The organism is Sphingobacterium sp. UBA3519 (genome assembly GCF_002377215.1).
Taxonomy (GTDB): Bacteria; Bacteroidota; Bacteroidia; order Sphingobacteriales; family Sphingobacteriaceae; genus Sphingobacterium; species Sphingobacterium multivorum.
Genome location: NZ_DFPI01000033.1, coordinates 71,585 through 98,450 on the forward strand (window position 1 = coordinate 71,585; position 26,866 = coordinate 98,450).

Below are 26,866 nucleotides of genomic sequence, written 5' to 3' on the forward strand. Positions count from 1 at the left end.
TTTAACACTGGACTGATAAGGGCGTAATTTAATTTTTTTCTTTAAGGTTTCAAAGAGTCGATTACACATTTGATGCTAAAAGCATGCATATGGGTTCATTAATTTTTATTGGTCCTTGGGGAAACTTCCTTAACGCCACCTTTTGTTAAAATAAGGGAATTGTAAATTCCTGTTTTGTCTCTAACAAACTCGATTGTTCTGTCGTTGTCGTCTGCCCTGAAAAATTTTGTTTTAGACTCGGGAATGAGTTCAGTATCCGCATCGTTATAGTAGAGTTTGCCTGTAATTTTTAATATATGTATTTTCCCATATTCACCTGCATAGTTATCGTACAGCGTCGTATCTATTTTGGTGGGATAATGTTTATAGGGAAGCTCTACTTCTTTACCCAGCGCAATCGCAGACAGTCCATACCCGATGATATGGGCGGGGGAGCCGTTGTTGGAAAGGACATTGACAAAGAGTTTGTCCTCAGTAAATCGATTAAAAGAAGTCATTGTACCAAAGAATCCGCCATCATGTGCAATCAAATAATGTCCGTGATTGTAAAATGGATTGATGATAAATCCATAGCCCCAATTTTCAGCGCTATATGGTGTAAACATTTTTTCTTTCATCGCTGCCGATAGAATCGTTGTTCCATAGAGTGTTTTGTCCCAAATGGCTAAATCTTCAACGGTTGAATAAATACCGTCGTGGCCCAGGTTGATCTCCCAGTTGATATGGGGATTATGGATAAAACCTTCTGCATTATGATAATATACTTTTGCTTTTTTCGTGACGATGGAATCATTATTACTGACTCCGGTGTTACTCATGCCAGCTTTATCAAATATGTTTTTCTTTAAGAAAGAAGCGTAATGCTCACCTGAGACCTTTTCAATAATCTTTGCTAACAAATAATAACCGATATTACTATAGGCGCTTTTCGTTCCCGGTGAGCATTCGAAAGGAATTTTCTTGATGGCGGTATAAGCAGAATCGCTACTTATACTACTTAATGCGATTTCTTTGAAACCCATAGCAAGTCCTGAGGTGTGTGACAGCAACATGTGGATACTTATACTATCGGCTTTTGGATAATCGGGGAAAAACTTACTGAGTTTATCGTTTAGCGATAATCTTCCGCTGTCTACGAGCTGTAAAATAGCAGCCGCGGTAAATTGTTTTGTGACCGATGCCAACTGAAACTTCGTATCGATCGTATTTTTGATCCTCCATTCATAATCTGCTAAACCGTAGGCTTTTTTTATTAAAATCGCGCCGTTTTTCGTGACAAGAACTGTTCCACTAAAATTATTTACATCGGCTTGTGCCTGCATATAGGTGGCAAGTTTGGCTGATGTTTTTTCTTGTGCCACAAGAAAAATTGGACAAAACATAAGTAACATTAAAAGCTTCATAGCGTATGGTATAAATAATTATGGAGCAATGTTACTGTTTAATAAAATAGTGTGATTGTATTTTTGTAAACCTGCTAAATAAGATCCATTTTATTTGGTCCCGTTCAAGATCAGCTATTTTGGAAAAGAAAAGTTTTGGTGTAAACCCTGTTAATTTTTTAAAATCTCTGATCATGTGGGACTGATCGAAATAATCCAGGTTATAAGACAGACCTATTTTGTTGCCATCTTCGAGGTGACTTTGAATCGCAGCTCGAAATCTAATGATTTTTTTGAATTGGGAAGGTGTTTTACAGATATGTTGATCGAATTGCTTATTTATGGTTGTTCTCGATCTTCCTGTTTTTAGCGAAAATTCTGACATCAATTGATTGAGGTTACTTGTATCTAGCATTTCGGTGATTATGTTTTCGAGCAATGCATTTTCAAATAGCCAAAATTTTGATATCCAATACTCTTCTAAGGCCCTGATTCGCTCGTCTTGGTTATCAATGGAAAGGATAGATGTCATCGCGTTTTTATAATCCAGGTGCGGATTAAAATCGGGAAATGTTCCGCTGTTATAATAGCTTAAATCATTGGGTATAAAAGCATTTATCCCAAGAGGTTTGAAGTAAGTGGTAATTTCATTTATTTTTCCCTCATAACTCACTAAAACAGGTTCATTAAAATTGCATACAAGGTTTGTTTCTATCGAATTGGACGGACAATGCTTCGTAATGACCTCATTTGGGCTTACCTTAGTTTTGGTCTGCTCACTTATCGTCACTATGGTGTAAATGCTCGGAAACGTAAAATATGCCGTCGCTTTTTCTTCGTGAGTTTTCTCAAGTACATAGAAGCATTCAATATATTTTTTTAGAAGTAAGCTCTTTGGTCTATATATTTTTATCGTCATTTATTCTTCATGTAAATAGGTGTTATTCATACATCATCTTTTTAAACTTGGATGTATTGGATAATCGATTTAAATATAGAGAACCTTTATGATAATTTTTACCAAGCTTAATTTCTTAAAACACTTATTTTTAAATTGGGGAAAAGATGAATCCGATAGCATTCAATTTTTAGCGTACTTTAGTCGGTAATTAACCGTTTAATAAAAAACCAAATGAACGATTTGAATCTAGAAGAAAATTACATCGCAATAAACAAACGCTCGTGGAATAATAGAACAGATACACATCTAAAATCAGACTTTTACAATCTAGCAGGATTTTTAAAAGGGGAGACTTCGCTAAATTCAATCGAATTGGCCTTATTGGGTGATATCAGCGGAAAAAAAATATTACACCTACAATGTCATTTCGGACAGGATACAATTTCTTTGAGTAGACTTGGTGCCAAAGTTACTGGTGTTGATCTATCCGACAAGGCGATTGAAAGTGCCCGAGAAATTGCGAAAGAAACGAATGCAGATGTACAGTTTATCTGTTGTGATTTGTATGAGCTTGAGAATCATCTTGACGGACAATTTGATCTGGTCTTTACCAGCTATGGAACGATTACTTGGTTACCGGATTTAGATAAATGGGGGAAAATAATTTCACGTTTCTTGAAACCGAAAGGGAAGTTTGTTTTTGTCGAGTTTCATCCAGTTGTTTGGATGTTCGATGATAATTTTGACAAAATTGGCTATAATTATTTTAATGTTGCTCCAATTGTTGAAACCGAGCAGGGAACCTATGCCGATAAAGATGCAGCTATTTCGCAGTCCTATGTTACCTGGAATCATAGTATGAGTGAGGTCGTTGGAGCTTTACTTCATCATGGGCTAAACATTCAAGACCTGAACGAATTTGACTATTCACCTTATCCCATTTTTAAAAACATGACAGAACTAGATCCTAAAAAATTCAGAATAGCCCATTTGGGAAATAAAATTCCGATGGTCTATGCTATTGTTGCGCGTAAAAGTGAATAAATAGAATGCTGGGAATTGACCAGGTACTTATTTCTTTTTCAAATAACGATTTATCATGGGGCTAAAATCTATTTTGGATGAAGCCTGAATATGTTCTGCCAATACGGATGCGGGAAATTCATCCAATGTTTTGAAATTAATACAGCCTTTTTGAAATTTAGCCTTGGGTAATTTTAATTTTAGTTCTTCCATTAATTCGGGGTTAGTATAGATAACCAAGGAAGAATGAAATGTAATTCTTTGCGATTGTTAGCCCGTATTTAAATACGCCCTGTTCATTAAAGCTAATTGCATTAGGGTTTGACATGAATTTTCCGAAGCTCTCAGAGACGGTATTGTCATTTTCTGTTATCGCTTTCCGGAATTGACGGATGACCTCTTGCTCCGTTTCCGAAAGTGTATTGATATACTGATCTATTTCCATAATATCGTATTGTTCTTAAGGGCTGTAGTTATTAGCTAAAAGTATCAAATTTTCTTCTATATCGATGTAGGTCAGCATAAAAAGATGCATTGATTTATTTTGGTTACATGTTGACCTGCCTTTAAAATTTTACCCCTCTTTATTTCAGATTTTACCCCCTGTGGTTGGCAAGTTATTTATAATTTAATGTTATTAATCAAATTATACAATTCGTATTCGTTGGAATAAGGAATACGTCTGCAAGAATTATAACATTTATAAACTAAAAACAGCATTATGAGAAAATTTATGATGGTGATTTCTATTGGAATCATTGGGCTATTGAGCTGCAAAAAGTCTGTTCAACTAGATTCTCCGACATCAGTAAAAACAAAAGCGAAGGTAAATCTAGCAAGTATAGGTAATACTTACTATATAGATCCCAGCGGAAACGATGATAGCACAGGAACGAGCACAACTGCAGCATGGAGAACGCTGGCCAAAATTAATGCCTCGGTTTTTGGCCCTGGTGATCGTATTTTGTTCAAGAGTGGTGGCGTATGGAATGACACGTTGCATATGAAAAATTCGGGAACGGCTGAAGCTCCTATTATTATAGATAAATATGGCGGCGATGTTCGTCCGATTATCAACGGTGGTGGAAAGAGAAACGGATCAAATGCACTATACCTCAATAGGGTGTCTTATTTTGAGGTAAATAACCTCGAACTGACAAATACAATCCCAAGCGGAACAAGTTATGCTGCTACGGGGATCCGCGTGGTTGGAGGCAGTTCTGCAGGAACAGCAATTAGCAATGTCTCCGTTAGAAATTGTTATGTTCACGACGTCAATGGTGCGATCGATGGACAGACCAATTATAACAAAAGCTCTGGCGGGATTATCTTAGACGGTAAAATATACGGTGCTTTGGTACAAAGTTGCCACGTAGCCAATTGTTCCGTTGAAGGGATAAGGACCACTGGCGATAGGGCTATGGCAGCCAGATCAAAAGATATTATTATCGATAACAATTTGATTGAATATATCTACGGCGACGGAATCGTTATGTCCGGCGTGACGGGAGGAAGTAAAATCACACACAATACGGTCTATAAGGCATGTATGAACACAGGCTCTGAAAATTATGCGGGTATTTGGACAATTGGTAGCTTGAATACGCTGGTGGCTTATAATGAAGTTTACGGTATGACAGGCGGGGGCGCTAACGATGGAGTCGCGTTCGATGCCGATGGCTACGATACCAATTCAGTAACCGATGGAGATATTTTCGAATACAATTATTCGCATGATAACAACGGCGGATTTATGCTTTTTATGAACCAGTCTAAGAATATTAAAGTTCGCTATAACGTTTCTGTTAACGATATCGGTACAACACGGTTAAAAAAGCTCTTTTTGATCGAAAAAACGACATACGATTCCCGTGAGATTTATAATAATGTATTCTATATCAAAAATCCAACCGCCAGCCTGTTTAACGTCATGAATGGCGTAAGTTCAGGAAAGCCTTATGCAACATTTTCAAATAATATTTTTTACACGACCTCGACCATTAGTAGTTTGTCTACCCAAGCCGATAACGGACTGAAGTTTAACAATAATTGTTTATTCCCGTCGAGTACATTTACGTCATTGAACTGGGGAACTACCGTGCGGAACAACAATTTCTATGAAGATCCGGTATTTGTCAATCCAATCGGTGGAAACGGCCTTGACGCTGCAAAAGGTTATGATGTCGGTTCCAGTTCGGCCGCCCTTAATGCCGGTGTATTTATAAGTAACAATGGAGGCGAGGATTTCGCTGGAAATGCGCTGCCATTGGGTAATCCAGACGTTGGAGCGTTTCAGCATGCTGTTGTAGCCAATGCCGGAAGCTCTCTTGCCGATGCCTATGTCCGCAACGGTACCTATGCAAGTACAAATTATGGAACTACAACTGATCTTGTCATCAAATCCGACGCTACATCTTACGCACGTAAAGCATATACTAAATTTGATATTTCGATGATTACTAAACCTAAAGTGAGTTCGGCAAAATTAAAAATGTATGTTGCAGGAGTGAATACAGCACCACAACGTACTATTAATATTTATACAACCTCCACGACATCTTGGTTGGAAAATAGCATTAATTGGAACAATGCACCAATGGATACTGTACTTGTCGGTAAAATTCCTATTTCTGGGATAGGTTTACAGACCATCGACGTCACTTCGGCCATTAATAGATTGCTGACCAGCACTGATCGTAAAGCATCCTTTCTATTTTTAAATACAGCTGCGGCCTCTTCTACAAATGATATGTCTTTTAGTAGTAGGGAAGCTGCCGCCAATAAACCGACTTTGGAACTGCTCTATTAAGCTGGTACTTATTCAGGTAATTCTATCCTATTTGGAATAACCAAATCAAGAAGCCGCAGAGAATGCCAATTCTCTGTGGCTTTTTACGCTTTTCCAATAGCGCTTTATGCTATCACCCAAAAAAATCGGGCTAAGTAAACAAGACTGCTATTAATTTTAGTGTACCTTATTTTTGATGCGTCATACTATAGCCAGTTTTTGAAGTTAAATGGATGTACGGTGCTCACAAAAATTATTATTTCGTAAATTCATACTATGAAGCATCCGATACAGGAGTTGGATAGCTTCTTCATACTAATAAGAGGAATGCATGAAAAGCACGAAACGAAGGAAAGGTTTTCTTTTCAAACAATATGAAGAGCCGTTTCAAACGCCCTTTGATAAATTATTTGACATTTTCAAAGAACTGATTACCCATACCTCTGGTGATTTTGATGAAGCCATTGACTGGCTTAGGCAATTGGATAAAGAGTTCAAACTGACGACGCCAGCCTATACGATAGACGATTTCATTGCGGATCTGAAGAATAAAGGTTATATCAGGGAAAAAGTGGAGTTTGGTGGTGAAGGTGGCGTAGATATTACCTCAAAGCTGGAGAAAGCTTTGCGTCAGCATGCCTTGGACCAGATATTTGGGAAAATGAGGAAAGGGAAATCAGGCAATCATAAAACCAATCACCAGGGACGGAGTGACGAAAATATGGGCGATTTCAGAAACTATCAGTACGGAGATAGCCTGGAGAAAATAGTTTTGACGGAGAGCTTGAAAAACGCACAGATCAATCATGGGATAGGTGAGTTTGCCTTATCCGAAAATGATCTCGTCGTAGAAGATACACAGTTTAAGTCACAGATGAGTACAGTGTTGATGATCGATATCAGCCACAGTATGATTTTATACGGCGAAGATCGGATCACACCTGCAAAAAAAGTGGCGATGGCTTTATCAGAACTTATTTTGACCCGTTACCCGAAAGACTCACTTGACGTCATTGTTTTCGGAAACGATGCATGGCCTATCGCGATAAAAGACCTGCCTTATTTGCAAGTTGGACCATTTCATACCAATACCGTCGCGGGCTTAAAGCTAGCGATGGACTTGCTAAGGCGAAAACGGCATGCGAATAAGCAAATTTTTATGATAACCGACGGGAAACCGAGCTGTTTAAATATGCCGGACGGCACTTACTATAAGAATCCTATGGGTTTGGATCCTTTTATCACCAGCAAATGCTATAGTATGGCTGCGCAGGCTCGAAAGTTGGGAATACCAATTACAACCTTTATGATTGCTTCGGATCCTTATCTACAGCAATTTGTCGACGAGTTTACAGCTTCAAATCAAGGGAAGGCTTATTACACGGGACTTGGGGATCTAGGTGAAATGATCTTTGAGGATTACGAAGAAAATCGAAAAAAAAGAATACGATAAGAATATATGGATTACACGAAGATTACAACATTTGGTGCATTAAAAACTTCGGGTTATAAACCTAAAACAATAAAAGAAGAATTGCGTCAGAATCTGATTACAAAAATAAAGACGGGTGAAACCGTGTTCAATGGGGTACATGGTTATGAAGATACCGTAATTCCAGAACTTGAAAGAGCAATACTTTCCAAACACAACATTAATTTCTTGGGCCTTGGCGGTCAGGCGAAAACACGTCTCGCTAGGCTCATGGTCAACTTATTGGATGAATATGTGCCTGTGGTTCAAGGTTCAGAGATTAATGATGATCCGTTTAACCCCATATCGCGTTATGCGATAGAGTTGCTGAAGGAGAAAGGCGACGATACACCGATAAGCTGGCTTGGTAGAGGTGATCGTTTTGCGGAGAAACTGGCTACGCCTGATGTGACAGTAGCTGATTTGATCGGTGATGTAGATCCCATCAAAGCCGCAAATTTAAAACTGAGCTATGCAGACGATCGGGTGATTCATTTTGGTATGATTCCTCGGGCAAACCGTTCTATATTTGTCATTAATGAGCTACCTGATCTTCAAGCTAGAATCCAGGTAGCCCTCTTCAATATATTACAGGAGGGAGATATTCAGATCCGCGGTTTTAAGTTACGCTTGCCGTTAGATGTACAATTTATATTCACAGCGAATCCGGAGGATTATACCAATAGAGGAAGTATTGTGACGCCGCTGAAAGATCGCATTGGATCGCAGATACTTACACATTACCCCGCATCGGTTGAGATAGCAAAGGCAATTACTGCGCAGGAGGCGAACTTGGAAGCGGCCCAGAAGGAGCAGATATATGTCCCGGAGCTGGCTAGGGAATTGATTGAGCAGATAAGCTTTGAAGCACGAAATAGTGAATATGTTGATGAAAAGAGCGGCGTGAGTGCGCGTATGAGCATTACAGCATTTCAAAACTTATTAAGTACCGCTGAATTACGCATGCTCCGAAGTGGGGAACAAGCAACTGCAGTACGGCTGAGTGATTTTATGGGTATTGTGCCTGCGATAACCGGCAAAGTTGAGCTCGTTTATGAAGGCGAGCAAGAAGGAGCGGGTGTCGTTGCAGTGCAGCTGATAGAAAACGCGATTAAAAGCCTTTTCCCGATTTTATTCCCAAAAATTGAGAAACTGGAAAGAGAAAACGAGCGTTATCCCTACGATGATATTGTTCGTTGGTTTTCGGAATCAGAAGGAATCGAATTATCTGATGAACTCAACGATTTGGCGTACGGGCAGGTTTTGGATCAAGTGAAGCCTATCCATGCTTTAATTCAGCAATACCAACCGGAAACGAAACCCGAAGATCTCCATTTTCTGACTGAATTCGTTTTATGGGGACTTACCCTCAACAATAAATTAAGTAAATATAGACTGGGGTCCGGCCTTCAGTTTCAAGATAATTTTCAGGGATATCTGAGAAATAATCTGTAACAGGCAACGAGTAATAGGATGGGTAAGTTTACAGCGCAAACTTACCCATCATGTTATTTTAAAAGGTTTCACAAGGACGGAAAAAGGAGGATAACCTATCTTTTCATTAAAATTAAGTCTATCGATAGACCAATAATAACGACGACAGCAGTAAATGACAGATAACCTAAAATATAAACAGCGAGCGCTTTTAAATAACTGGGTATTTTGTAGGGGTCGAAAAATTGTCCAATAGCCCAAACGCTATATACCATAGCGACGATGCTAGCCTGTACCATAACACCTGTATGTGTTACACCTTCAACTAATGCAAAAATAGTATAGATCAACATCGTGATTCCCAAAATAAAACACAGCAGGATGACAATTTCAAAAAAATTAAAACCGTATTTATTAAAAAATAGTTTCGCCCAAAAAGCGATAAACAATCCTATCATGATATTGGCGTAACCATAGTGATCCTGGATCCAGAGGTATATCGAACCCGTAGTAGAATGTTGGGATTCGTAATAGCTCACATATTTGTCGTTTACATGAAAAAAATGGCTTACTACAGAGTATATCAGCGAGGTGATGATGATAAAAATAATGGGTTTTACCAGGCGACTCCTGTTCTCGGCAATATATTTTTTTACATTTTTTCCGGGTGTGGTAATGAGTTCACGAATCGTGTACAAGATGCCGCGCTCGAAATGAAGGACATGTTCAATCTCGTGGACGATATAATGCGCATCAATTCTTTTAAGGACCGCTGGCTGTCCGCATTTCGGACAGAAATTCAGCGTTATATCTGTCCCACAGTTTTTGCAATTTGTCATGTTTATACTATGTTATAGGTAATAAATTTGTTAATATTTGAGGATTCTTTCCTTTCCATATTCTGAAAATCTTTGGCTTTAGCCTCCTATCGATTAGAATTTGTCCAAAAATATTATAGATTATGTCAATCAAGGCTACACCTAAGTGTAGTTTTATACCAACCAACTTCTCTCGTAAGGTAAATAGATTTATTGCGCTGTCGTGTAACCGCGCTGTTGGCAGAATCTTTTATTCTATTCGGCCATTTAAATAAAACTATTATATTTGCATAATACTTGACTACTCAAGTATTGTGCAAATAACAAGAACAATAATATTATGAATGCGATTAATACGATTCTGAACATTGTAAAAGTTCAATCTGTCATCACCAAAAAGTTTGATGAGTTGAGCTTGCATGGACTAAGTCTGACAGACTTTATGATCCTACATATTTTAAGCCAGGTTCCCGGTAACCGGCTACGGCGAATTGATCTGGCTGAAAGTACCGGTTTAACAGCCTCAGGAATTACACGGATTATTTCCCCCATGGAAAAGATGGGGCTTGTTGTAAAAGAGCACAATGATAGAGATGCCCGGGTCAGTTATGTGAAGCTTACGGCGGCTGGTGATCGAATTTTAAAGGAGGCGACTGTTACAGCTGAGCACATCGCCAATAAGCTATTGGACGGAATGGCCGTAACAGATCTCCTTATTTTTGCTGCGCAATTGAAGTCATTGGGCGGAGATTTATAATTTTAATTTAAAAACACATGAACAAAATAGATAAAAAGCAATTGAAAGCCGAATTCTTGGACAGTAAACCATTGATGGGAGTGTTAACAATTTACAATAGGGCCGAAAATAAAACATATATCGCAGATAGCCTGAATTTAACGGCTCTTTCCAACAGAATCAGATTTATGTTAAACATGGGGCAATTTGACAATAAAAACTTACAGGCGGATTGGAACCAATTGGGCGAGGGAAATTTCCTGTTTGAAAATGCAGTTATTATTCCATTTGAAAACGACAAAATCATTGATTATAAAAGAGTCATACATCATGCTGCAACTGAGTTGAAGAGTAAAGTGAGTGAAACAACAAGTATCTATTGATATGGCAAGAAAGACGTATTTGTATCCGAGTTATGAAGCCGGAAGGAATCTGGCATTGAAAAATATCCAAGGCCCCATTGTCAATCTCAATTTAATTCAGTTGAGGAAAATCGCGGACTATACTAATTTTCCGGAGATTGCGCCAATCAAAGAAATTTCGGGATACGATGCTTTCATGAATTATATAAAGCTAGCCAAACCTTTTGTGGAAGAAAGCGGCGGTGAGCTACTTTTTGTTGGGCATGGTGACCAGTTTCTGATAGGCCCCGATCAGGAGCAGTGGGATATTTGTCTGCTTATCAAACAGCGAAGTGTGTCCGATTTTTTTTCATTTGAACAAAATCCAGCGTATATGAAGATTATAGGGCATCGTACTGCAGCAATCTTGGATTCAAGACTTTTACCCCTGGAAAATGTCCCGTTTTAAACGGTACTTACCATAAAAATATCGCCTATTTAAATAATAAATGTATATTTGACATTAATAAAAGTAAACCTCGTATCGTATTCTTCTACAGCTTCGTGGAAAAGTGTTTTTGAGCAAATTTAAATTTGTGTTGAATATCCCTTCGATCAAGATAATTTGGAATTTGTGCATTAAATAATCCATGGTTAAGGTGTAATAAAGAAGGTTTACTTGGCAAATGAGCATTTAGAAAAACCTAAAAATTGATCAAACATGAAACTAAAACAAATAGGGGTATTGAGTATTGCATTAATGAGTTTTACCAATGCCATAGCGCAAAAAATATACAATGCAGATAAGGCGGCGGGTTATCTTTTTGCATATTTTGAAGGTTCGGGGGATAAAAATACACAAGAGCAATTGCGATTTGCAGTCAGTCAGGATGCGCAAAACTGGGTTGCATTAAATAACAATAAACCTATTTTGTCATCGGCGGATATATCCCAAACGGGAGGGGTTCGTGATCCGCACATCCTTAGGGGAGAGGACAAAAAGTCATTTTATATGGTCGCAACTGATATGTTTACGGTAAAGAATGGGTGGGGAAGTAATCCGGGTATTATTTTGATGCGATCTGATAATCTGACGGACTGGAAACACAATACTGTTGACCTGGCAAAGTTATACCCTAAAAAATTTAAGAACGTAAAATGGGTATGGGCACCACAGACGATCTACGATCCGGCTGAAAAAAAATACCTGGTGTATTTTACGGTGAAATCGCATGAGAATGATAAACTTGATTTTTACGGGGCCTATGCGAATAAAGATTTTAGTGGCTTTGAAAAGGAACCTACTTTATTGTTCAGTCCAAAATTTGGCGGTATTGATGGCGACATTGTCTATAAAGATGGGCTATATCATTTTTTCTTTAAGGGTAATACAAAAGATGCTGCTGGAAAAGAAGTAAAAAATGGAATTCAGCAGGCGACAAGTAAATCCTTAAAAGGACCATGGAGAGAAGACTTCCGGTATCTCGATGCCTACGCAGACACGTCTGTTGTTGTCGAAGGACCTAGCCTTTTTAAGTTAAATGGAACAAACGATTACATCTTGATGTACGATTTGTATGCGAATGGAAGATACGAATTTCAGCGCACAGATGATCTCTTTAATTTCTCTTCAAAACCTGAACCTTTTCATAAGAATTTTAATCCGCGACATGGAAGTGTGATTTCAATCAGCAAGGAAGAGTCTCGTCTTCTGAACAATAAATGGGGCGGTGTACCTGGTGAATTGCTAGCTCCTGTGGCTGCGGATGACCGGTATCATTTTACCGCAAGGGGAAATCCGATTATTAAGCATCATTTTACAGCCGATCCGGCAGCATTAGTTAAGGGGGATACACTTTGGTTGTATGCAGGTCATGACTTTGCAGGAGGTCAGAAAGGCTATAAGATGAAAGACTGGATCGTTTATTCTACAACGGATTTAAAAAATTGGACGGAATATCCCGTGTCTTTGCGCATAAGTGATTTTACCTGGGCAAAAAGCGGCGATGCATTTGCGGGACATGTTACCGAACGTAATGGAAAATATTACTGGTACATCAGTTCCAATTGGTCCGGAATAGGGGTTGCTGTCGCAGACAGACCCGAAGGTCCCTTTAGCGATGCATTGGGAAAACCCTTATTGACCAACAAAGACTGTTTTGCTTCTTCCCATTCCTGGGCTTGTATCGATCCAGCTGTTTTTATTGATGATGATGGTCAAGCCTGGATTTTCTGGGGTAATCGCGAGTGTTACTACGCAAAGCTCAAAGAAAATATGGTTGAGATTGATGGCGAAATAAAACAGGTGAATTTTGAAGGACTAGCTTTTACGGAAGCACCATGGGTTCACAAGCGCAATGGAAAATACTATTTGAGTTATGCCACGGAATTTCCGGAGAAGATCGCTTATGCCATGGCCGATAAGATCGAAGGCCCCTATGTCTATAAAGGAATTCTGAATGAAATAGCAGGCAACAGCAATACGAACCATCAAGCAATTGTCCCTTTTAAAAACCAATGGTATTTCATTTACCATAATGGGGGAATTAATCCAGATGGAGGCAGTTTTAGCCGTTCGATATGCATAGACACCCTAAATTACCGTCCAGATGGTACAATCCATAAAATTAAAATGACAACGGAAGGAACTACCGGAGACTAAGCATGAAAAAGCCGGCGAGCAAGCTAAAGTGGCTGCCGTAGAAGGTGGGGTAAAGACCGGTTTAATAAATTAAAAATGTGGAACGACAGCGTCGTTCCACAAAATGTTTTTCAGTGTAGTATTGTAGGATTCTTTTTACAGTATTCTTATCGAATCAATTCAGAAATTTAAAATGATGAGATAGGCATCTCCATTCATTTCGGCAATTACTTCTCTTGAGTCAAGTTTACTTATGGAACAAATGTAGCTTAGAACAGCAGTAGAAAGAATATGAAAAAGATACTTTTTTATGTGAAAATGGGAATATTTGAGTTTTATATAAATACGGTTGTTGCAATATGATACATTGTATCAATTTTACGTCGATTTGTTCCACCATGCTTAATTGTCATAAAAATTCTGTTGATTAGGTCTTTGTTCCAGTTCTATTCCATATAACCACATGAAAAGACAACATCGTTACGTTTTTTTAAATTCTATTGTTTTAAGCAGCACAGCCTTTTTGGTTCTAGGTGTTCTTTTTTCCTGTTCGAGTAACCGCGGATTTTCTGGGAAGCAGGAGTCGATATATCAGCTTGAACTTGATCGTTTAAAGGAAGTGGCGAAAAATAATCTAACAGATAATATAAAGGAGTTCAATGCTTTCGAGCACCGGCCAAAATCGGACGGAGCTTTTGACGAATCCAACAACAAAGACTTTTTAGTCAATAATATTCCGTATTTTGAGAGTTCCAACGATACCCTAAATCGCGTGTATAATTATCGTTGGTGGATGATCAGCAAGCATCTTCGGGATTATTACGATCCACATGATTCAAAGAAATATTGGGTTATAACAGAATTTTTCGGGTATCCCGCCTGGGGATCCTTGAGTGGAGCGATTACCTGCCCAACAGCGCATCAGTTTTACGATGTACGTTGGCTTCGTGATCCAAAATACCTTCGATCTTATGCCGAATATTTTATGCTTGGATCAGCTTCCAAATTAAATCAACGGGAAAACGGTAATTTTTTGACCCATTTGAGCAGGCCCGAAAGTGTTCATTTTTCCAGCTGGATGGTCGATGGTATTGAATCATTTTTAAAAATTCATCCCGATCAGGCCTGGACGCAAAAGATGCTTCCCGCAATGGAGAACCATCAGCACCTTTTGGATAGCCTATTCACTGTGAAAAATCCCGATGCGAAGACCAACGGCATGTACAAAATTCTGGATCTGTACGATGGTATGGAATTCAGCCTTTCGGCGTTGCTTGGCTTGATTGAGAGTAAATGGCCCTATGCTTTTTATACCGATAGTACATGGAGAGATCTTTATTTAGGTTGGGGGACGACAGAAAAGGCTGCAAATACGACTGCGGCGAAAGACTTTCCATTGGCCTTTACCAAAGGTTATCCTGATTTTTATCTGGTGCGCCCATCCATTGGAAGCTATTCCTTTGGGAATACCAACGCATTGTACAATCTCTATAGACAGGAAGAGCAACATCATCCTTCGATTAAGAATAAGGCGAAAGCAGATTACTATAAATTCAGAAGCCAGGAAATACAGCGGAAATTTCTCAGGACACTTTGGAATGCAGATGATGGTTTTTTTTATACCTTGACAGCCGGAGACAATGCCTATGGTGTACGGGATTACGAAGCGCGGGTGCGGGAATCCGTTGGTTATACCCCGTGGTATTTCAATATGATACCGCGTGAGGATAATAAAATGTATGAGGTAGCTTGGGCGATGTTTACTTCCGAAAAAGGTTTCAATAACCATAAAGGAATGACCACGGCCGAAAGACAACATCCCTATTATAATGAGCAGGCTTATGCCTGGAACGGCAGAGGATGGCCTTTTCAAAACTCAGTCGTCTATAAAGCATACAGCAACTATTTAAGAAATTATAAAAATCAAATCACTGCGCAGGACAAAGAGACCCTGTACGAACAAATTATGAAGCTTACACGGCTTCACGGTTATGCCCACCCAAATATCGGTGAATGGTATATACCAAGTGACGGTGAGCAATTTGGTGGGCAGAATGATTATTTTCATTCAACCTATCCAGACATAATCATAGCAGATCTCATTGGATTTGAGGCATCCCATCACAACAGCTTTCAGGTTCAGCCGCTGATACCTGCTGGCAAAATGGATTATTTTTACCTCGGAAACTTAGCCTATCACGGGAAAACAATAGACATTGTCTGGAAAGAAGACTGGGATCAAAACAAACCTGGAAAACAGTCTATGCTATGTATTTGGGTAGATCATGTTTTAAAGGCAAGCAGCAAAGATCTTGGTGTTAAAATAGACGTAAATTTAGACTAATATTAACAGGTGTTTAACGAATTTAAAATACATCGATTGGAAGAATCTATTTTAACGGAATTTTAAAAAATAAGACTCGATTGCACAACCGTCATTTTAATTATACGGAACTCAATCGTTAAATTTGAGAAATTGAGCGGTACAATGGTAAATGATTACAAAAAATATGAGCTATTTGGAAGACCGATGATGCAGAAAATCGCATTGAAGGCACCATTTACGTTTGAATTTCCAGTAGCGGAACAGGCTTGCTTCCTCTATGTGCTGGAAGGGGAGATGCAATACCAGGCAAATGACGAAGAGCTAACTATTGCGAAACATTATTCCTTATTGCTGAATTGTATTAATTCTGGAAAGCGAATACACGATGTGAATCCAACGCGTGATTGTCAGCTGTTAATCGTCACTTTTTATCCAGATACCTTGAAGAAAGTTTACGATAGAGAGTTGCCCTCGTTGCTGCTTGAACCTGAAAATATCATTTCAAACCAATCAAAAGAAAAAATTGACAATGATTTCCTGATCCAGAAATATGTGGAAGGCTTGCTGTTCTATTTTGAAAATCCTTCATTGATCAATGAAGATATACTGGTGCTCAAATTAAAAGAAATTATATTGCTCCTGTCCCAAACGCGAAACGCGTCGGTCATACGAGTGATATTATCACAGCTTTTTTCTTCAAATACCTATTCGTTTAAACAGATTATTGAAGCCAATCTGTTTTCCCAATTAACCATTGAGCAGCTTGCGGAACAGAATAATCTGAGTGTTTCTTCATTTAAAAGAGAGTTTGCCAAATTATATCAGGATACACCTGCCAGCTACATCAAAAATAAGAAGCTCGAAAAGGCGGCAGAGCTCCTTTTGGTTTCCGATCAGCGTGTTTCCGAAATTGCCTTTAACTGTGGATTTAACGACCTCGCAACATTTACAAAGAGTTTTAGTGACAAATACCACATATCGCCAACAAATTATCGTCGACAGCTTAAAAGCAACTAAAAACCAATGGTGACTTGTATATGGTATTCCATTTTATCGAGGGGACCAAGTTTTCTCCAATAAGATTGTAGTCCTGTTTTTTGAACTAAAACATCAAATCTTTGAACGAAATCAAAAAACCATTTTCCTTATTCTATTGCAACTTTGTAGTGTTCCATTAAAGGGTAGTTATTCCATGGACTGTACCGTGAAAGCGTGACAACGACCTTAAATTACAGGAACATTTTTTTGAAATTATCAACGTTAAAAATAGAAAAAATGAATTTATCAGGTTTGGGAGTTTTCCACACAGTTATTGGAGTAACAGCACTTTTAGGCGCTGTATTAGGATTTATCAGCTATGGTAAGATCAATCTTAAAGTATTATCGGGGAAGCTATATTTTTATGCGACAGCCATCACTTCTCTTACGGCATTAGGGATTTCGAAACAGGGCGGCTTCAATGCTGGACATGTTTTTTCACTCTTCATCTTGGTTCTTGTAACGGTGGCCTATTGGCTGCACGCAACGAAGAAAAGTAGTACGAAGGCTCGGTATTTTGAAAATTTTCTATGGTCATTTAGTTTCTTCTTGTCGCTGGTGCCTACTGTTAATGAGACCTTTACCAGAGTTCCGGTCGGACATCCCTTGGCAAAGGATATAAATGATCCAATTATTGGACAGACCCTTCTTGTCCTTTTTGTGCTTTTTATTATTGCAGTCATTTTTCAATACTTCAAACAAAAGAAAATCAACACTGGATTGGGGTCAGAACTGAAAAGTCGAGTGTAGTAGAGCTATTTGATCCAGACCATTTCTGAACGCTCATCTTTAGCGCCTTTCGATTCATATGGTGCCGCAATCTAGTCTGTTGTACATTATTTAAAATATGACAAACTAATGTTTTGCTTTTATTGTTTGCTCTTGTAGAAGTTTAACAACATAATCATTTTGAAATATATGCTTAATTACGATTGTCTAAAGAATTTAAAGATGTGCAACGGAAAAAATAATTCAACGGGATTACTTCTCGCAATGGTGGCGGGAGCAGCAGTAGGTACATTGGTCGGTCTATTAGTGGCACCGAATAGTGGAAAAAAAACGCGGAAAAAAATCAAGGAAAAAACAAGGGACCTCAAAGAACAGGCAAAACACACATACGAAGAAGTAGCCGATAAAGTGAAAGAAGAGTATGATCATGTGTCATCCTCGATTAGCGAAACAGCAGGTCATGTGGCCGATAAGGTCTCAAATGAATTTGATAAGTATAAAGATCAAATAAGTGAAAAGACCGCCGAAGAAACTAAGGCGATTAAAGATACAATTAAAGATCAAAAAGAAAAATAATCTTTGTTGATTCAAACAGCAGACCGGATAATAGCTATTGCTTGGTCTGCTGTTTATTTTTTGATCTCCGCCCCTAAAATTATAATGTCCATGCCCAGATGGACCGTTTTACTGAATTCAATGGTCACGGTTAGCTTTCACTAACTTAGTGAAAGCCCGCTCGAAATTCCAGGGGCGATAGTTTGGTTTTTGTTTTAAATAAGATCGCCACGGATTACCTGAGCACCTAAATTCGTGATTATTTCTGCTGATTTTTCTGAGCGTGCTAAACCAGATACTTGATGTCCCGCATCGATCATTTCTTGAACAACTGCTGAACCTATGAAGCCCTAAGCTCCAGTTATAAATACTTTCATAATCTTTTTTTTTCTTGAGACAAAGTTCTGTGTAAAGTTGGAGGCAGATGTATCCAAATGTCAGAATGTTGTAGCCATCTTTCAGAAAAACGATGATCTCGTATTTTGCAAGCCGCTGTACCGTTCAAAAAAGATCCTCTGCCACGAAATAAATACAGTATTCACGGAATAAGTAGGGAGTTAAAGCTTCGGAATGATCAGTCAAACTGTCCCATATACAAACGATAGTATTTACCTTTTTGCTTTAGCAATTCTGTATGCGAACCGAACTCGGCGATTCTCCCTTTTTCGATCAGACAGATGACGTCAGCATTCTTGATGGTCGAGAGTCTATGGGCAATGACGAAGCTTGTTTTGTTTTGCATTAACCGGTCAATACCTTCCTGAATAGCGATTTCAGTTCGTGTATCGATCGAGCTGGTCGCTTCATCCAATATTAAGATTGGCGTATTGGCTATAGTTGCTCGGGCGATGTTAATTAACTGCCGTTGTCCCTGACTCAGATTGGCTCCATCATTGGTCAATTCGGTTTTATATCCTTGTGGCAATTGCATGATAAAGCTATCCGCTGCGGCAAGCTTCGCTGCCGCTATCACTTCATCGTCTGTTGCGCTGAGCCGGCCATACCGGATGTTTTCCATAACCGTATCGGTAAACAAATGGGTGTCCTGAAATACAATAGATAGTTTTTTACGCAGTTCATTGCGATCCAGCTTAAAAATCGATGTCTTATCTAGCAGAATATCCCCGGATAGCAAAGGGTAGAAGCGAGGCAGCAAATTGATAATTGTCGACTTGCCGGCACCAGTTTCACCCACAAAAGCGATCTTTTGACCTGGTTTTACGTCGATGTCGATATCAAATAAAACCTGTTTTTCGGGTACATAACCAAAATTTACATGCGATAGTGTCACTTGGCCCTGCACCGGGGCCGGCATTGCCTGCGGATCGACCGTTTCACTTTCAGGAGCCGTATCAATAACGGCAAAAATACGTTCTGCGCCCGCCAACGCTGCCTGTAGGCTATTGTATTGGCTAGAAATCTCATTGACAGGCCGTCCAAATTGCCGTGCATACTGTAAAAATGCAGTTAATCCCCCTAAATCGAATCCACGTGTGATCACTAGAATACCACCTGCGATGGTAGTCAGCGCGTAGTTAATGGTGCTCATATTCGCCATCAAAGGCATCATCATGCCAGAATAAAACTGTGCCTTTGTTGCTTTTTCCCGGAGCACTTGATTAAGCTGTTCAAATTGTTCGATGGCGGCGTTTTCGTGCCCGAAGACCTTCACCACTTTTTGTCCGCTGATCATTTCCTCTACATAGCCATTGGCATTGCCGAGTGCAGCTTGGTTGGCGGCAAAAAAACGCTTGCTTTTGTTGATGATCAGTTTCGCCAGATATAACATCAGGGGGATCATGATCAATGCAATAATAGATAAGATAGGGCTGATATATACCATGAGCGCGAGTGTTCCCAACAAGGTAATTGAGCTGATTAAAAGTTGTGTAATGCTATTGTTTAGGGCGTCGCTTACGGTATCCATGTCATTGGTGAAGCGACTCATCAGATCACCATGTTGATGGGTATCGTAAAACTGCAAAGGTAGGTACTGCATGCGGTCGAACAGCTCATTTCGGAGGTTGGAAATCGTTTTCTGTGCAACTTTTATGGTCAGCCGGTATTGCAACATGTTGAAAATTCCTGTAGCGATATAAATTCCGATCATGACGAGGGCGATATGTCCTAGACCAACAATATCTTTTTTAAGTACATAATTGTTGATTGCAGGCCGTAAAAGGTAGTTGCCCGCTAGTGTTCCCGCAGTTCCCAGCAAAAGTGAAATTAAAATCAGCAGGAGCATCAGCCGTTGCGAAGACAGGTAGCGCATCAATCGCCATAGAGCCCTAAATCCCTGTTGAGGCTTTTCATTTTTAATGCGTCTTGAACTTCCGGGACCGGGTAAACTCACGGGGATGGATTTGTTTGAGGTACTCATTAGGCTTCTTCTTTTTGCAGGTGTTGGGACTGATAAATTTCCTGATAGATGGTATTTGTTTGCAGAAGTACCTCGTGTGATCCGGAACCGACAATGCGGCCTTCTTCCATGACCAATATCTGGTCGGCGTGCATGACGCTTGAAATACGCTGTGCAATAATCAATTGTGTGGTATCCTGCAGATAATTTTTTAAACCTTCACGTATTTTCCGGTCGGTGTCGATGTCCACAGCACTTGTACTGTCGTCCATAATTAAGATTTTAGGTTTCTTCAATAAAGCCCTGGCAATACATATGCGTTGTTTTTGTCCTCCCGAAACATTGACGCCTCCTTGTCCTAGTAGCGTGTGATATCCGGCGGGGAAGGAGCGTATAAAATCGTCTGCACAGGCATTCCTGGCAGCAGCATAAATATCCTCATCCGTTGCCTGCTCATTTCCCCATTTGAGATTTTCTAAAATAGTTCCTGAAAAAAGTTGATTTTGCTGCAAGACAATCGCAATCTCGCTGCGCAGTTCCTGTAGTTGGTAATTTCTGACATCGATGCCATCGACCAACACGCTACCTTCAGACACATCATACAGTCGTGGGATTAATTGTACCAACGTGCTCTTTCCGGAACCTGTGCCACCTATGATAGCTAAGGTACTCGCAGGCTTCACGTCGAAGCTAATGTTGTCGAGGTTGGGTTTCTCACTTTGTTTGTTGTACCGAAAAGTGACTTGCTGAAAGGCGATCCGTCCTGCTGTGATAGCGTATCTGTTTTGGAGACCTTCCACCGTATCCGATAAGGAAGGCTGTTTCTCTAAAACTTCTTCAATTCTATCACCCGAAGCGATTGCCCTTGAAATCATCATGAAAGTCAATGAGAGCAACATCAAAGAAATAAGGATCTGCGTGATATAACTTAGAAAGGACATCAGTCCACCAAGCGCAAGCGTTCCGGTCATTACTTTCTGTCCGCCAAACCAGGTCACGGCAACAAGCGACAAGCCCATCACCAATTGCATAACAGGCATAATAAGGACAACGATGCTTGAAGCTTTGGTCGCAACATCCATCAGGTCGAAATTCACTTTGTCGAATTTCTTTTTCTCAAAATCCTGGCGGACAAAAGCTTTTACCACCCGCACATTGAGTAGATTTTCCTGCACAACACTATTGACACGATCGACCGCCTGCTGCATCTTGATAAAAAAGGGGAGCCCTTTGCGTAATAATATGAAAATGCTTAAGGCTAATATAGGCAACGCAATGGCCATTACGATCGACAGATCCTTATTTATAGAAACCGCAAAGATAATGGCAAAAACCATCATAAGGGGTGCCCTTAGGAGCATACGCAAGCACATCATCATGACTTGCTGCATCATATTGGTGTCGTTGGTGAGCCGCGTAGTGAGCGACGCCGAACTGAAATAATCGGTATCCGCAAAAGCAAAAGATTGTATTTTTCGAAACAGGGCAGTCCGGAGATTCGTCGCAAAACCCACAGATGCATGTGCAGAGTAATAGATGTTGCACAAATTGGCAACGATGGCAACGATGGCTAACCCGATCATGGCCAATCCAATTTTCAAAATGTAGTTGATATCTTTATGCAAGATTCCGTCATCGACAATAATAGACATTAGACGAGGTTGTACAATTTCGCAAAACACATCAATTACAACGAAAAAGGGAATAATCAAAAAAGCCTTTCTAAATGACTTGGTATAAGGGGTAAACGTGGAAAGCTTCATCTGCTTGTATATCCATTAAATCATTTAGTCCAGTTTGTATGCCTGAACGCTGTTACTCCTAACGGTAGGCACATAAAGCATACCCGAAGATTTGTCGTAACCGATATCGGCAGCATTTATCTTCTTGTCCCGTGTATCAAGCAATACCGTATTGGAGCCGTCAGGTTTGACATGATAGATCAGTCCTTGCCAGCCCGAAATTACAAATTCGTTGGGTTTAATTTGTACGACACCGTCCAATCCACCTTCCATACCTTTCGATATTACAGTGGTTTTTTTATCCTGATCTATCTTAACAAGAGCACCATCCGATAACACATACAAGTCTTTGCCGACAGCCAGCAGTCCGTTTGCACCTTTGAGATTTTCGGCATATAGCGTAGTGGCTTCATTTTCAATGCGATATACTTTTCCAAGTCGCGTATCACTCACATAAACAATACCCTTTGAGTCAACTGTAATGTCATTGAGCAGCTCAGCACCATCGATGGTAATTCTTTTAACGATGCTTGCTTTATCTATATCGATGACGGCAATCGATTTAGCGAATGCTTCCGCTGCATAGAGCCGGTTTTTGTAGATTCCTATGCCCAAAACAGCATTTAATCCTGTCACCCAATCTTTTTTGATAAATTTTCCGTCCATATCCAGTTTACTGATGAATGCAGTTGTGTTAGGTTCGAAGGCAATCGTATTTGAAACATAGAGTACTTTGTTTTTGGCATCTACCCAAACGGACTCTGGAGATCTTAGGGTAGTGTCCGATTGCCATTGAGGCGTTAAAGACTTCTGTCCAAACAGGACTTGTACAAACATGATAAGGGTTAATGTTAACGTAATTTTCATAGAAAATCGGATTGGTGTTTATATTAGTTTAATTTATTCGAGTTAAAAAACGACTACTCAAAGGAACTTTTGGTCTTCTGTTAAAGAATAAATAGTTGTAGTCAAAAAAATCGACCATTGAGCTCCTTTAATATACAGCATTTAGATCGTATTGTTTTCTTTTTTCGAAAGAAAACCCCATCAGATCGCTTAGATCAATACTTCTTTATAGATAAATTGCTGTAATATTTCTTTTCAATATACGGCAAAATTGCTTTAGGCCCACCAATATATTTATAAATAATTTTTCGTTTCATACCGATTTATAGAAGCTATTAATTTCTTGTTAATAGTTCATTAATGGTACCTCATAGCTTTGATTTCGAGAATAAGCCCAATAAAATTTTTGGCCTTTCAAAACAGCGAAGCAGTATGGGCACCAGCATTGAAATAAACCAATATGTATAAACCAGTTTCAACCATTTATAAAAAAATCACTTGATTATGAGTATTAAAAAGCAAACAAAATTATGTGCGGTCTTCTTGTTGGCAACTTTGCTGGCGTCCTGTTCGAAGAGCGAAAAGATTATGGAACAACCGCTCCCGAAAGAGGAGCCCAAAAAGGCAAATGGCAATAATGGAGTTTCCGCGACAGGCGATGTTGTTGGCCAGATTACTGTGGGATACCAGGGCTGGTTTTCCTGCGCTGGCGACAATTCTCCCATGGGAACACATTGGTGGCACTGGACCGAGGCCTGGCAACAGACGCCGTCCCAGGGTAATTTCCATATTCCTTCTTGGCCCGACAATAGTGAATACCAAAAAAAATACAACAGCAATTTACCGGCGTTGGGCAATGGTTCACCTGCGTCTTTGTTTTCTTCATTTGACGATCAGACAGTCAATGTCCAGGTTAAATGGATGAAGGATTATGGTATCCACACGGCGGCATTGCAGCGATTTAATCCCACAGGGATAGAAGGTCCCATTCGCAATGCCATTACCGCTAAAGTTAAAACTGCCGCCGAGCAACACGGTGTCAAATTTTATATCATGTATGATGTGTCGGCCTGGGTTAATATGCAGGCTGAGATAAAAAATGATTGGCTAAATCTAATGAAACAATATACTCAGTCTCCAGCCTATGCCAAACAGAATGGCAAGCCTGTGGTCGGTATTTGGGGATTTGGTTTTAATGACAACAACCACCCCTGGTCGGCGGCCGTCTGTCTGGATGTGATCCAGTGGTTTCGCGACCAAGGCTGTTATGTCATGGGCGGCACGCCAACACATTGGAGGCTGGCACAAGCAGGGGGAGATTCGAGGCAGGGCTACATCGACGTTTACAAAGCATTTGATATGTTGTCGCCTTGGATGGTAGGACGTATCGGAACCATTGCAGACGTGGATCATTATGCACAGCATATCCAAAATGCTGATCTACAGTTTTGTAATTTAAATAACATAGACTATCAGCCCTGTGTATTGCCGGGCTCACTGCAGGAGGGGCAAAGAAAACATGGTGATTTTATGTGGCGACAATTCTATAATCTGACTTCGCTCGGTGTCAAGAGTATGTATGTGTCTATGTTTGATGAGTACAACGAATCCAATCAGATCGCGAAGACTGCTGCAACCCAACAGGATGTTCCGGTTGGGCTGGGGATTAAATCCATGGATGAAGATGGGACTGCTTGTTCTTCGGATTACTATCTCCGGATCACAATGGCCGGTGGAAAGATGCTAAAGGGACAGATACCGCTGAACCCAAATAGACCAACCTCCCCACAATAAGTCAACTTTTAACGAACACAATTGGTTTATATAGTTTAATAGTGCGGCCGAATCTTCGTTATGAAGATTCGGTTTTTTATAGGGTTTTATTATCCGATCAGAAAAGCACTTTTCATTTTCAATTCAGACTTTCTTTAGTAACTTTAATCTATGATGAACGTTGCGCTTACCGTTTATAAAACTTCGCAGCATACGTTTTGTCTTGTACAGCGTTGGTCGGCAAGGTTGTCATGTACCATCCTTGGTCCTAGGTCCAAGGGTATTCATCGACCTAAATTCAGACGATGTTGGGGTGGTTTCGTGTAGCTATAGATTGTCATGTTTCAAAAAAAAATAAAAAAAATGCTCTTTATAATTTTATTCATCGTGGCGGTAGTCGCCGCAGGTGTAGCCTATTATTTATTCACCAATGGTAATGTTAAAGTAGATATGGCCTTGAAGTCAGCTACGCTATATGATTTTAAAGTGAAGGGGTTGGATGGCTCGTCCATCGATTTTGCGCAGTTTAAAGGTAAAAAGATACTTGTTGTAAACACCGCTTCTAAATGTGGATTTACACCACAGTACGAGGGACTCGAACGCTTGTATAAAAGATTTAGTGATAAGTTGGTCATTGTAGGTTTTCCATCAAATGATTTTTTAGACCAAGAACCTGGTAAAGATGCCGAAATAGCTGCTTTTTGTCAACGGAATTACGGCGTAACTTTTCCGATGGCAGCAAAGATTGATGTTAAAGGAAAGGGGCAAGCGCCTATTTATCAGTGAAATGCACCTTTTCCTGATGTAGGTAAAATTCAAGTAGAATTTCGAGCCATTCATAATCCAGGTGAGGTATTTTAAAATCTTTGCCACCGATGATTTCCATATGGAGCTCGGGAATTGGGATTTGGTTGGCATGGAGAAAAATTAAGCATGCCGAGTAATATTTCAAGTTATTATAGACCCAGTCGAGATCATCCATCGGGTTTAGCCATATCGGATGATTTTGGATCCCCTGAAGTACGATTTCGTCAGTGCCTAATTCCTTAAATAGCTTAAGCATACTATCCCTGTAATCGGCAATAAACTGTCTTTCCCTTTCGCTGGGATTGGTGAAATAGATATAATCCTGATGCGGACATAGATCACCTTCAATGACAAGTTCGGGGACCGAAATTTCCGCATCTATGGGGCCGTTGAGGTCCATATAGCGCTGCCATTCTGTTGGAGAGACATCGTAAGGGGGAGTCGCTGTTAGGCCAACGATCGTCGGGTTCAGCTTTTTCTTGATATTAATTAATGTATGCCACCACTCATTTTTAAGATGGTGTGCTTCGTCGACGACAATTGTACCAATTTTTTGGGATTTCAATCCTTTTAGGATAAAGTCAAGGTTTGAATCTGCTCCCTTTGGATCTTGATCACTGCAGGCAGCATGCATTCCCTGATAAGTCGCTACAGTGATAAATTTAGGATTTCGGATATCCCTGGAGATCCAGTCAGGCACGGTATCCGATTGAAGAAAAAGTTCACAAAACCGTTGTATCCATTGGTTACGGATTGCACGTGTCGGTGCGAGAATTAGCGTTGGTTTATTGATGCGTATAGCAACTTCAAGCCCCAGGACCGTCTTACCTGAGCCGGGAGGCGCCACGACATGTAAATGACCATCTTTAAGATGCTCCTGTAATTCCTCAAGTACCCGTAATTGGTACTTACGCCATGGATATTTGAATTTAATTGCTTTAGGGTACTCAGTCAATAGATTCGGATAATTTAAAATTTACACCATATTGCAGCGCAATATACCAATTTAGTTGAAATTACGATTTGTTGGAGAGGCTTGTGAAATTACCTCTATTGACCTCGAATTTAGGCGACGATATGGAGACTATGTTTTCTTTAAGTTAAATATTGTATATGCTTGCCGAGGGAAAAAAACAACCATTTTATCCACGATAGA

At 39.8% G+C, this 26,866-nt stretch carries 23 protein-coding genes; 14 read left to right on the plus strand and 9 right to left on the minus strand.

The annotated features are described in order from the left end of the window. Positions 1-98 precede the first annotated feature (98 nt). Complete coding sequence (locus B3297_RS20720) at positions 99-1,361, minus strand: serine hydrolase domain-containing protein (protein WP_286779420.1); 1,263 nt, start codon at positions 1,359-1,361, stop codon at positions 99-101. Positions 1,362-1,434: 73 nt separating this feature from the next. Continuing rightward, entirely contained in the window at positions 1,435-2,301 is an 867-nt protein-coding gene (locus tag B3297_RS20725; protein ID WP_286779421.1) for a helix-turn-helix domain-containing protein, read from the minus strand. Positions 2,302-2,514: 213 nt separating this feature from the next. On the opposite strand from B3297_RS20725, the gene B3297_RS20730 reads away from it, so the two are divergent. Next, entirely contained in the window at positions 2,515-3,327 is an 813-nt protein-coding gene (locus B3297_RS20730; protein ID WP_286779422.1) for a class I SAM-dependent methyltransferase, read from the plus strand. Between the two features lie 27 nt (positions 3,328-3,354). On the opposite strand, the gene B3297_RS20735 is transcribed toward B3297_RS20730, so the two are convergent. Together B3297_RS20735 and B3297_RS20740 are read right to left on the minus strand one after the other, a co-directional pair. After that, positions 3,355-3,519, minus strand: a complete 165-nt coding sequence (locus B3297_RS20735; protein WP_286779423.1) for a hypothetical protein — start codon at positions 3,517-3,519, stop codon at positions 3,355-3,357. Between the two features lie 10 nt (positions 3,520-3,529). Next, a complete protein-coding gene (locus B3297_RS20740) occupies positions 3,530-3,751 on the minus strand; it encodes a hypothetical protein (RefSeq protein ID WP_286779424.1) in 222 nt (73 codons plus the stop codon). 276 nt (positions 3,752-4,027) lie between these two features. Between B3297_RS20740 and B3297_RS20745 the strand changes: the two genes are divergently transcribed. The 3 genes from B3297_RS20745 to B3297_RS20755 all read left to right on the plus strand — a co-directional run bounded on the left by B3297_RS20745 (position 4,028) and on the right by B3297_RS20755 (position 9,020). Next, the gene (locus B3297_RS20745; RefSeq protein ID WP_286779425.1) at positions 4,028-6,115 is read left to right on the plus strand and encodes a DUF7594 domain-containing protein; all 2,088 of its coding nucleotides are present in this window, start codon (positions 4,028-4,030) and stop codon (positions 6,113-6,115) included. Positions 6,116-6,425: 310 nt separating this feature from the next. After that, entirely contained in the window at positions 6,426-7,547 is a 1,122-nt protein-coding gene (locus B3297_RS20750; protein WP_286709500.1) for a vWA domain-containing protein, read from the plus strand. Between the two features lie 6 nt (positions 7,548-7,553). Beyond that, entirely contained in the window at positions 7,554-9,020 is a 1,467-nt protein-coding gene (locus tag B3297_RS20755) for a sigma 54-interacting transcriptional regulator (protein WP_286779426.1), read from the plus strand. 95 nt (positions 9,021-9,115) lie between these two features. Here B3297_RS20755 and B3297_RS20760 read toward each other — a convergent pair whose 3' ends face one another. Continuing rightward, a complete protein-coding gene (locus B3297_RS20760; protein ID WP_286779427.1) occupies positions 9,116-9,838 on the minus strand; it encodes a DUF3667 domain-containing protein in 723 nt (240 codons plus the stop codon). A 319-nt stretch (positions 9,839-10,157) separates the two neighbouring features. On the opposite strand from B3297_RS20760, the gene B3297_RS20765 reads away from it, so the two are divergent. The 8 genes from B3297_RS20765 to B3297_RS20800 all read left to right on the plus strand — a co-directional run bounded on the left by B3297_RS20765 (position 10,158) and on the right by B3297_RS20800 (position 18,204). Next, positions 10,158-10,574 carry a MarR family winged helix-turn-helix transcriptional regulator gene (locus B3297_RS20765; RefSeq protein ID WP_286779428.1) on the plus strand — a complete coding sequence of 139 codons (417 nt, stop codon included), beginning with the start codon at positions 10,158-10,160 and terminating at the stop codon, positions 10,572-10,574. A gap of 17 nt (positions 10,575-10,591) precedes the next feature. Further along, positions 10,592-10,936 carry a GIY-YIG nuclease family protein gene (locus tag B3297_RS20770; protein WP_286754482.1) on the plus strand — a complete coding sequence of 115 codons (345 nt, stop codon included), beginning with the start codon at positions 10,592-10,594 and terminating at the stop codon, positions 10,934-10,936. 1 nt (position 10,937) lies between these two features. Then, positions 10,938-11,363, plus strand: a complete 426-nt coding sequence (locus B3297_RS20775; RefSeq protein ID WP_070568634.1) for a DUF1330 domain-containing protein — start codon at positions 10,938-10,940, stop codon at positions 11,361-11,363. A gap of 252 nt (positions 11,364-11,615) precedes the next feature. Beyond that, positions 11,616-13,556, plus strand: coding sequence for a family 43 glycosylhydrolase (locus B3297_RS20780; protein ID WP_286779429.1), 1,941 nt, complete (start codon positions 11,616-11,618; stop codon positions 13,554-13,556). Between the two features lie 442 nt (positions 13,557-13,998). Continuing rightward, on the plus strand, positions 13,999-15,879 hold the full coding sequence (locus B3297_RS20785) for an MGH1-like glycoside hydrolase domain-containing protein (protein ID WP_286779430.1): 1,881 nt from the start codon (positions 13,999-14,001) through the stop codon (positions 15,877-15,879). A 132-nt stretch (positions 15,880-16,011) separates the two neighbouring features. Then, complete coding sequence (locus B3297_RS20790; RefSeq protein WP_286769664.1) at positions 16,012-16,878, plus strand: AraC family transcriptional regulator; 867 nt, start codon at positions 16,012-16,014, stop codon at positions 16,876-16,878. A gap of 258 nt (positions 16,879-17,136) precedes the next feature. Continuing rightward, positions 17,137-17,649, plus strand: coding sequence for a hypothetical protein (locus B3297_RS20795; RefSeq protein WP_286779431.1), 513 nt, complete (start codon positions 17,137-17,139; stop codon positions 17,647-17,649). A gap of 201 nt (positions 17,650-17,850) precedes the next feature. Continuing rightward, entirely contained in the window at positions 17,851-18,204 is a 354-nt protein-coding gene (locus B3297_RS20800; protein WP_286769662.1) for a YtxH domain-containing protein, read from the plus strand. Between the two features lie 553 nt (positions 18,205-18,757). On the opposite strand, the gene B3297_RS20805 is transcribed toward B3297_RS20800, so the two are convergent. Genes B3297_RS20805 through B3297_RS20815 form a run of 3 tightly spaced genes read right to left on the minus strand, consistent with a single transcriptional unit; the run spans position 18,758 to position 23,151 of the window. Next, positions 18,758-20,563, minus strand: a complete 1,806-nt coding sequence (locus tag B3297_RS20805; protein ID WP_115048128.1) for an ABC transporter ATP-binding protein — start codon at positions 20,561-20,563, stop codon at positions 18,758-18,760. Further along, the gene (locus B3297_RS20810) at positions 20,563-22,305 is read right to left on the minus strand and encodes an ABC transporter ATP-binding protein (RefSeq protein ID WP_286779432.1); all 1,743 of its coding nucleotides are present in this window, start codon (positions 22,303-22,305) and stop codon (positions 20,563-20,565) included. Before B3297_RS20810 ends, B3297_RS20805 begins: the two co-directional genes overlap by 1 nt. Before the next feature lie 24 nt (positions 22,306-22,329). Continuing rightward, positions 22,330-23,151 carry an ATP-binding protein gene (locus tag B3297_RS20815; RefSeq protein WP_286779433.1) on the minus strand — a complete coding sequence of 274 codons (822 nt, stop codon included), beginning with the start codon at positions 23,149-23,151 and terminating at the stop codon, positions 22,330-22,332. Between the two features lie 483 nt (positions 23,152-23,634). Between B3297_RS20815 and B3297_RS20820 the strand changes: the two genes are divergently transcribed. Beyond that, the gene (locus B3297_RS20820; RefSeq protein ID WP_286779434.1) at positions 23,635-24,924 is read left to right on the plus strand and encodes a glycoside hydrolase family 71/99-like protein; all 1,290 of its coding nucleotides are present in this window, start codon (positions 23,635-23,637) and stop codon (positions 24,922-24,924) included. Between the two features lie 342 nt (positions 24,925-25,266). Beyond that, entirely contained in the window at positions 25,267-25,689 is a 423-nt protein-coding gene (locus tag B3297_RS20825; RefSeq protein ID WP_286779435.1) for a glutathione peroxidase, read from the plus strand. On the opposite strand, the gene B3297_RS20830 is transcribed toward B3297_RS20825, so the two are convergent. Beyond that, positions 25,676-26,665, minus strand: a complete 990-nt coding sequence (locus B3297_RS20830) for a DEAD/DEAH box helicase (protein ID WP_286779436.1) — start codon at positions 26,663-26,665, stop codon at positions 25,676-25,678. The genes B3297_RS20825 and B3297_RS20830 overlap by 14 nt on opposite strands. Positions 26,666-26,866 lie beyond the last annotated feature (201 nt).